Genomic DNA, 4,981 nt, shown 5'->3' on the forward strand with positions numbered 1-4,981 from the left:
TTTTGACCCTGTTCCTGAATATGGCGCAGTACCACCTGTTGCAGATACACTTACCGTTGTGGTTCCACCATTACAAGAAATCGTTCCTGCACTTGATGAAGCTGCTAAAGCTGCCGGGGAGGTGATTGTAGCTGCAGACGCCGGAGATGTACATCCTGTACTATTCTTATAAGTAATATTATAAGTAGCTGAAGTACCTGCTGATATAGTGAAGATTGGACTTGTCTGGTAACTGCCTCCATTACTATATGTATAACCTGCACCAATAGGCGAAGTTACAGTGACAGTTCCGGTTGATGTTGAACAAAGTGGCTGTGCAGTACTAGTAGCTGGCGCTGTTAAGTTATTAATTTGTGCCACAATTCTACTTCTGCTTACACCAACAAGACAATTATTCGCGTCCTTAAGTGTAAAAGTATATTCTCCCGGACCAACATCAAACGTTTTGTAGCCGCCTATTGGAACACTAACTGGTATTTCATTTCCCTTTTGAACAGTATAAGGGCCAGTACCTCCGTAGGGTGTAACTTTAATAGAACCTAGTGAGGTACATGTAGCGCCGGTAACATCAAAGCTGGCATCCACACCAGCAATGATACTAAGCAACGGTTCAATTCCACATTTTGGGTTAATGGTGGAAGTATTAACATTAAGAAAATCACAATTTTCATTTGCATTGGAAGTCGTCCACGCTTCCCATATATTAATAAGTTGCAGTGTCTTTCCACAAGGATAGGTGATATTTCCATATAGGAAACTAGTTGTAGCATTTTTTGGAACTGGACCAAAACAACCTTTTATTGATGTTGTTGAATAAGTACTACCGTCGGCATTAAGTATCTTTAACGTTGCCCAGAAAGCAAAAGCTGTTCTTACTGAACCTGTCTTGTTGTTGATGGCCACCGTCAAAGCTTTAGTTACGTCAGACTTAGGATCGCAAGTTTCACACGGCGTAGTCGGTACTGATGCTTTTACTAATAATAAATCTTTTGAAGTGCATGAACTTGCCGGAGGGAAAGTTTGTGCAATCGAACTTGTAAGACCTAACAAACTTACTAAGAAAAATAAAAGCAAACTCTTGTTAGTTAAATACCATTTCCTACGAGCCACATTTTGTGATTGAGAATTAAAATAAAATAAATCAGGAATTTGCAAACCTAATCCAGAAATTATGTTTTTCGGTGATATCCAACATTTAATTCTGCTTGATACACCTTCGAAAAAAGTCAGAAGTGTAATTCTTTCCATGATAATAAAGTTTTAATACCACACTTGTTAAACAGTAGTAAATCAGCAGACTGGGGACTGAAAACTTTTAGAAAAAACAATACACCTTCATAAAAAAATATGAAGAACTCCATCATCAAAAGCTTATTTTATTTTGGGTAAATAAACAAACTTTTAGTAACCAAAAAGGGGGCTTTGCAACAACTTAAAAACCTAATTTTTAAATTAGAAAGGTAAAATTAGAAAAAACAGAAAGCTTACGTTTTGAAAGTCAAAACTTGCTATAGCAATACACCTTCATAAAGAATCTTATGAAGCACACCATCATCAAAAGCATATTGTATTGTGGGGAGCAATAGCTAAAATCTTTTTATTAACCAGTAAGCGATTTTATAAAAAACAGCTTGGAAATTGATTCTTTTTTATTGTTAAATAAAGTTAATCAATGTGTTAAAATAGTATTTAAAATCCAACAACAAATCAGATAAAAAACAAATATATCCGATAAAAAACAAATTAACTAAGAAAATTACTATGTTACAAAAAGGACTTGCGATCAACTATTTTTAATTTAATTCATTGATTTTCAATACTTTAAAGCTAATCCTACATTTATTAGAGATGACTTTCCGCACCCGATCAAATCGAACGGACGATGTAAACTCATTAGTTACTCTAATTATGTGATTTCTCCTTCGTTGAAATTACGGCTGTAAAACAGCACAACAACTTGCGTCACTTCGTCCCGTCACTTCGATTATACGTTATTCAAATGCTAGTTTTAATAACGTATAATTGTATCGAGAAGCTTTTGTGATAAAACTTCTCGATACTTTTTGGCTTATTAAACTCTAGCTTCAAAACATCTTAATTAAAGCCAAAAAACTCGAAGTGACGAAACTAACTGACGAAATATTATTATATTCGTAACATGAAACTATCCTACGTTTATATTCTAAAATGCTCCGATAAAACCTATTATACCGGTGTAACAAGTAATCTGGAACAAAGAGTATTTCAACATCAAGTAGGTTTTTATCCTGATTGTTATACTTTTAAAAGAAGACCTATTGAATTGGTCTTTTATGGTGAGTTTACCGATATAACTTTAGCAATAGAAAAAGAAAAACAAATTAAAAAATGGTCTCATGCCAAAAAAGAAGCGTTGATAAATGATGATTATGATGCACTGCCAAATTTAGCAAAGAAAAAGTTTAAATGATAATTCCTACTTGCGTCACTTCGAGTGATTATACGTTATTCAAACGCTAGTTTTAATAACGTATAATTGTATCGAGAAGCTTTTGTGGTAAAAAAACTTCTCGATACTTTTTGGCTTTTTGAACCCCCGCTTCCAAACATCTTATTTCAAGCCAAAAAACTCGAACTGACGAAACCAAATGACGAAACCAAATGACGATTACAAAACAGCATAACAAATTGCGTCACTTCTCACTTCACTTCTTCCCCGTCACTTCGAGTGATTATATGCTATTAAAACGCTAGTTTTAATAGCATATAATTGTATCGAGAAGCTTTTGTGGTAAAAAAGCTTCTCGATACTTTTTGGCTTTTTGAACCCCCGCTTCCAAACATCTTATTTCAAGCCAAAAAACTCGAACTGACGAAACCAAATGACGATTACAAAACAGCATAACAAATTGCGTCACTTCTCACTTACTTCGTCCCCGTCACTTCGAGTGATTATACGCTATTAAAACGCTAGTTTTAATAGCGTATAATTGTATCGAGAAGCTTTTTGAATACAACTGTTCTCGATACTTTGCAATAATTTTCTGTCGCAAATCATTGCTTAACTCGAACTGACGAAGCCAACTTACGAAACGAAGCGTCGGGATGAAGTGACTACTACAAAACAGCACAACAAAGAAGGCATAAAAAAACCTCGAAAGTTTTCACTTTCGAGGTCTCTTTTTATAGGCTAATCCGAGTTATTCTTTTTTTAAGGACTAGACAGTTAGCTAAAATACTATTTTTTAGACATTACTTTTTTGGTAAATGTTCCTTGATCAGTGGTTACTTTTACAATATACACTTGTTCTTGTCTTTTGCTTGCTTTAAGATCCAGTGTTACTTCTTTGTCTAAATAACTATTGGTATCGGTTTTAGAAAGCACTGACATTCCTTGTGCATTGAATACCTCGATTTTGACATCAGAATTGTAATCAAATTTGTATCTGATCGTTAACTGATCTTTGAAAGGAACTGGGTAGGCATCGAAACCTGCGCTATCAGAAGTAGTTTTAGCGGTTGGCGCTAATGTAGGAGCAAGTGTATTTAAAGTACAACTTCCAGGTAATGGTGTATTATCACTACATCCTGCAAGAGCATCTATAATTCCAGTACTTCCAGATGCAGCTGAAGCTGAACCATTAATGAAGCTTGCGAAAGTATACGTACTTTTCTTATCGGCACCTGAGTAAACTGCACCAATGATTGATTTGACGTCGTATTTCACAGAAACAATATACGTTGCTCCAGGAGTCGCACCTGTCACAACATAATGTGCCCCTTTACCACTATCGATAAAGCTTCCTGTAAATGCTACCGTTCCACAAGTGTTAGTGAACAAATTAATTTGTGAAGTATTACCACTATCATAACCCGCAACACTAAACAGTTTACTTAAATCGCCATCGTTGGTTTGTTTCACATCAATTGTAAAACTAGCTGCAGGAGCGACTACATTTGAATAGTAGAAGAACACCCCTGGAATAGCATTGGTTACTTGTTTACCTTTAACAGTTGTACAAACATTATACAATCCAGTTACTGTTCCTGTAGTATAATTACAACAGGTAGTCTGAGTTGGGAAGATGTGTGAACAAGGAGTCACACTTATTTTTTGACTACATGTAGCTGACTCATTACCACAAGCATCAACAGCTTTCCAAGTTCGTGTTTGACTTCCATCTGCATTGACTACGGTACCAACAGTAATAATAGTGTACGTACTACAATTATCAGTGGCAGTTGGTTCATCAAAATTAAATGCAGCATTACATTCGATCGTTTTAGGGCCTGAACATGTAATCACTGGAGCAGTTGTATCCTGCACCTCAATAGTTCTACTACAGGTAGCTGTATTACCACAATCATCGGTAGCGGTCCATGTTCTGGTCACACTATAGTTACTTGGACAACTGCCTGGAGTCGTTACATCAGCAAAAGTAATTGTTACACTTGGATCACACGTATCGGTAGCTGTTGCTACACCAAAAGTTGGTGTACCTGGGCAGCTAATCGGTGATACTACAGTAGGACAAGTAATTACTGGAGATGTAGTATCGCGAACCACAATAGTTCTGCTGCAGGTTGCGGTATTACCACAATCATCTGTAGCGGTCCATGTTCTGGTTGTACTGTATGCTCCGGCACAAGTTCCCGCCGTAGTTACATCGGCAAAAGTAATTGTTACACTTGGATCACACGTATCGGTGGCTGTTGCTATTCCGAAAGTTGGAGTGGCAGGGCAGTCAATCGGTGATACTACAGTAGGACAAGTAATTACCGGAGGTGTGGTATCCTGAACGTTAATAGTTCTACTGCAAGAAGCGGTATTACCACAATCATCTGTAGCCGTCCATGTTCTGGTTACGCTATAATTACCCGGACAAGTGCCTGGAGTGGTTACATCTGCAAAAGTGATTGCCACACTTGGGTCACAGGTATCCGTGGCTGTTGCTACACCAAAAGTTGGAGTGGCGGGACAGTTAATCAGAGATACTACTGT

At 36.9% G+C, this 4,981-nt stretch carries 3 protein-coding genes; 1 reads left to right on the forward strand and 2 read right to left on the reverse strand.

Features of this window, described 5'->3' with window-relative positions:
* On the reverse strand, positions 1-1,248 hold a 1,248-nt coding region (locus tag BUC23_RS17035), incomplete at its 3' end, for a hypothetical protein (protein WP_139259977.1).
* A 910-nt stretch (positions 1,249-2,158) separates the two neighbouring features.
* Between BUC23_RS17035 and BUC23_RS17040 the strand changes: the two genes are divergently transcribed.
* Entirely contained in the window at positions 2,159-2,449 is a 291-nt protein-coding gene (locus BUC23_RS17040; protein WP_073211890.1) for a GIY-YIG nuclease family protein, read from the forward strand.
* Between the two features lie 768 nt (positions 2,450-3,217).
* Here BUC23_RS17040 and BUC23_RS17045 read toward each other — a convergent pair.
* A partial coding sequence (locus tag BUC23_RS17045) for a T9SS type A sorting domain-containing protein (protein WP_139259979.1) occupies positions 3,218-4,981 on the reverse strand: 1,764 nt, incomplete at its 5' end.

Origin of the sequence: Flavobacterium xinjiangense (genome assembly GCF_900142885.1) — a bacterium.
GTDB classification, from domain to species: domain Bacteria; phylum Bacteroidota; class Bacteroidia; order Flavobacteriales; family Flavobacteriaceae; genus Flavobacterium; species Flavobacterium xinjiangense.

Coding starts and splice junctions, on each gene's coding strand:
- BUC23_RS17040 (WP_073211890.1), top strand. CDS start 2,159: ATGAAACTATCCTACGTTTATATTCTAAAATGCTCCGATAAAACCTAT.